Source organism: Streptomyces otsuchiensis (genome assembly GCF_004305975.1).
Classification (GTDB): Bacteria; Actinomycetota; Actinomycetes; order Streptomycetales; family Streptomycetaceae; genus Streptomyces; species Streptomyces otsuchiensis.
In genome coordinates, this window is record NZ_BHZI01000410.1 from 1 (window position 1) to 3,895 (window position 3,895).

The 3,895-nt window shown below is 75.7% G+C and carries 1 protein-coding gene; it reads right to left on the bottom strand.

The annotated features are described in order from the left end of the window. Window positions 1-3,895, bottom strand: a 3,895-nt coding sequence (locus E0D90_RS24405; protein WP_130800116.1) for a type I polyketide synthase, incomplete at both ends; no start/stop codon positions are given.

A 3,895-nucleotide genomic window follows, 5' to 3' on the forward strand; every position in this document is an offset into this window, starting at 1 on the left:
GCGCGGTGTCCAGCAGCCGGGTGGTGACGCCGGGGTACTCCAGCGGGACCACCAGCGCCGGACCGACCAGGGTGGCCGCCTCGGGGCGGACCTCCGCGGCGTCCAGCACCGGGTGGGCGCCGGAGGTCACCAGGTCCAGGGACCAGTTCTCCAGACCCAGGTCACCGGCGGCGTGGGCGAGCGCCACCAGGGTGTGCAGGCCCAGGGCCACGGCGGCGTCCGCCGGGTCGGCTCCGTCGCCGGACTCCTGGAGGGTCCACAGATGGACCACGCGCTCCAGTTCGAGGCCGCGTCCGCGCAGGTCACGCAGCATCGCCTGGGCGTCGGCGTGGTCGCCGGGCCGGACGGTGTAGCCGAGCTGGCCGCCGTCCGGGCTGGCGGTGAAGCCGGTGCCGGGCCGGACCGCGCTCACCCGGGCCCCGGGGCCGGCGGCGGCCCGCAGCGCGGCGAGGACCTTCTCGGCCGCCTCACCGTCGGCGTAGACCAGCCAGTGCGCGGGCTGTGCGCCGTCCGGGGCGGGCGCGGCGGTCTGCCGCCACACCGGCTGCCACAGCCACTTCTCCTCCGGCAGCCGCGGTACCCGGTCCAGGTCCTCGAAGGACGTCGGGCCCTCGGGCAGCGCGTCCGGTGCCGCCGTGGCGGGGGCGCCGGAGGCGAACAGCGGGGTCGGCTCGATCCAGTACCGCTGGCGCTGGAACGGGTAGGTGGGCAGCGGCACCCGGCGCGGCTGGACGCCCCGGTGCGCTCCGGCGGTGGCGGCGCCACGGCCGTGGTAGGCGGCCCAGTCGAGCTCCACGCCGGTCAGCCAGAGCCGGGAGACGCACTCGGTGAGCACCTCGTCCGAGGGCCGCGGGTCGCTCTGCGCGGGCAGCGTGGCGGTGATCAGCGGCCAGCGCTCCGGCGGACAGCCGGCGCCGCGCACCATCGCGCCGAGCGAGGGGCCGGGCCCGATCTCCACGATCGCCAGCTCCGGGTTCTCCAGCAGTCGTCCGACGCCCTCCGCGAACCGCACGGTGCGGCACATGTGGGTGGCCCAGTAGGCGGGATCGCGGACCAGGGCGGCGTCGGCGATGTCGCCGGTGACGTTGGAGAGGTAGGGCAGGGACGGCGGGTTGAGCGTGATGTTCTCCGCGACCCAGGTGGTCAGCGGCTCCGCCAGCGGTTCCAGCATCCGGGAGTGGAAGGCGTGGGTGGTGCGCAGCGCGCGGGCGGGCACCCCGTCCCGCTCCAGCACCGCGATCAGCTCGTCCAGCGCGGCCTGCGGTCCGGCGACGACCACGGCGGCCGGGCCGTTGACGGCGGCGATGTCCAGGCCACGGGCGTCCAGCCGGTACCGGCCGCGGAGTTCGTCCGCGCCCAGCGGCACGGCCGCCATCCCGCCGCGCTCCGTGCCGGAGATCAGGCGGGCGCGGTGCGCCACCAGGGCGACGGCGTCGGGGAGGGAGAGGACCCCCGCCAGGCAGGCGGCGGCGTACTCGCCGAGGCTGTACCCCAGCATCAGCGCCGGGCGGACGCCCCAGGCGATGAAGGTGCGGGCCAGCGCGTAGTCGACGGCGAACATCAGCGGCTGGACCACCTCGGTCCGCTCCAGTTCGGCGGCGCGCGGGTCGTCGCCGCCGCCGGTGGCGCGGCCGAGCAGCGCGGCGAGGTCCATGCCGCCCCCGCCGCCGGGGCGGTTCCCGGTGAGCAGACCGGCGAGGTCGGTCTCCGGCAGGTGCGGTGCGAGGAGTTCCAGCACCGCGTCGAGTTCGGCGCGGAAGACCGGCTCATGGCGGTGCAGGTCGGCGACCAGGCCCGGGTACTGCTCACCGACTCCGGCCAGCAGCAGGGCCACCGGCCGGCCCGAGGCGGTCTCCACCCGCCCGGCCAGGGCGGTGCGGTCGTCGGTGCCGGCGAGCACGGCGGCGGCGTGTCCGACGCCGGAGACCACGGCGGCCCGGCGGTGCTCGAAGGTCTTGCGGCCGACGTGGAGGGTGTGGGAGATGTCGGAGATCCGGTGCGTGGTGCCCTCGGTGAGGAAGGCGGCGAGGTCGCGGACGGACTCCTCGGCGGCCGCCTCCGTGCGGGCGGAGAGGGCGACCACATGGTGGCGGCGGGTCTCCGGTCCACGCGCCGGCGGTGCGGGCGGCTGCTCCACGACGACGTGCACGTTGGTGCCTCCCATGCCGAGCGAGTTGACGCCGGCGATCCGGACACGGCCCTCGTCCCCGGGCCACCGGCTCGCGGCGGTGTTGACGCGGAACGGGCCGGCCGCGAAGTCGATCTGCGGGTTGGGCCGGGTGTAGTTGAGGGAGGCGGGGATGACTCCGTCCCGGACGGTGAAGGCGGTCTTGATCAGCCCGGCGGTGCCCGCCGCGTGGTTGAGGTGGCCGACGTTGGTCTTCACCGCGCCGATCGGGATGGTGCCGGGGCCGTCCCCGGCGCCGTACGCCTGGGTGAGCGCGGCGACCTCGATCGGGTCGCCCAGCTCGGTGGCGGAGCCGTGCGCCTCCACATAGCCGATGTCGGAGGCGGTCACCCCGGCGTCCGCCAGGGCCTCACGCACCGCGGCGGCCTGCCCGGCGACGCTGGGCGCGGCGTAACCGGCCTTCAGCGCACCGTCGTTGTTGAGCGCGGAGCCGCGGATCACGGCGTGCACGGTGTCGCCGTCGCGCAGCGCGTCGGAGAGCCGCTTGAGGACGACCACGGTGGCGCCGTCGCCGAACATGGTGCCGGTCGCGTCGGCGTCGAAGGAGTGGACGTGCCCGTCGTGGGAGTCCATGCCGCCGGGCTGGCGCAGGTGCCCCTTGCGGTCCGGCACCCCGATGGAGACTCCGCCGGCGAGCGCGACCTCGCACTCCCCGGCCCGCAGGCTGCGGACCGCGGTGTGCACCGCGACCAGCGAGGTGGAGCAGAAGGTCTGCACCGGCACGCTCGGGCCGCGTAGGTCGAAGAGGTAGGAGACGGTGGTGGTGAGGGCGTCCTTGTCGTTGGTCATGATCAGCTCGTAGGGGCTGACGTCCACGCCCCGGCCGAGCTGCGGGACCATGCCGAGCAGGTAGGTGCTCAGGTTGGAGCCGCCGTAGACGCCGACCCGCTCCCGGTAGGACTCGTCCGCGCAGCCCGCGTGCTCCAGCGCCTCCCAGCAGACCTCCAGGAAGAGCCGCTGCTGGGGGTCGGCGAGGGCGGCCATGCGGGGGCTCATCCCGAAGAACCCGGCGTCGAACCCGGCGATGTCGTCGAGCACGGGGCGGGCCCGGACGTACTCCGGATCGTTGACCAGGTCGGGGTCGACGCCCGCCTCGATCAGTTCCTCCGGCGTGAAGAAGCTGATGGTCTCCACGCCGCCGAGCAGGTTCTGCCAGAAGGCGCCGACGTCGCCCGCGCCCGGGAAGCGGCCGGCCATTCCGACCACCGCGATCTGCCGGTCGTCCTCGGGCACCTCCCCTCCCCCGGTGTTCACCGCGCTGACGGCGTCCACGGCGGGCGCCGGGAGTGGAGCGGGTACCGGGAGCTGAGCGGGCGTCACGCTCGGCTCCCGGAGCGGGATCTCCCGCGCGGCAGGGGCCGGTGCGGGAGCCACGGCCGGGGCCGGGGCCGGGGCCGGACGGGCGGCGTCGTCGTCGAGCACGGCGGCCAGCCGCCGCACGGTGGGCGACTCGAAGAGCGCCACCGCGGGGACGGTACGGCCGAAGCTCCGCCGCACGGTCGCCAGCATCTGCAGCGCGGAGAAGGAACTGCCGCCCAGGTCGAAGAAGTTGTCCCGGGTGCCGACCGGCGCCACGCCCAGCGTCCGCGCCCACAGCTCGCACAGTTCGCGCTCGGTGGCGGTCAGCGGGGAGACATAGGGCTGGGGCAGCTCGGGCCGGGGCAGCGCGGGCGCGGCGGGTTCGCCGGAGGCGGGCTCGGCGGGCTG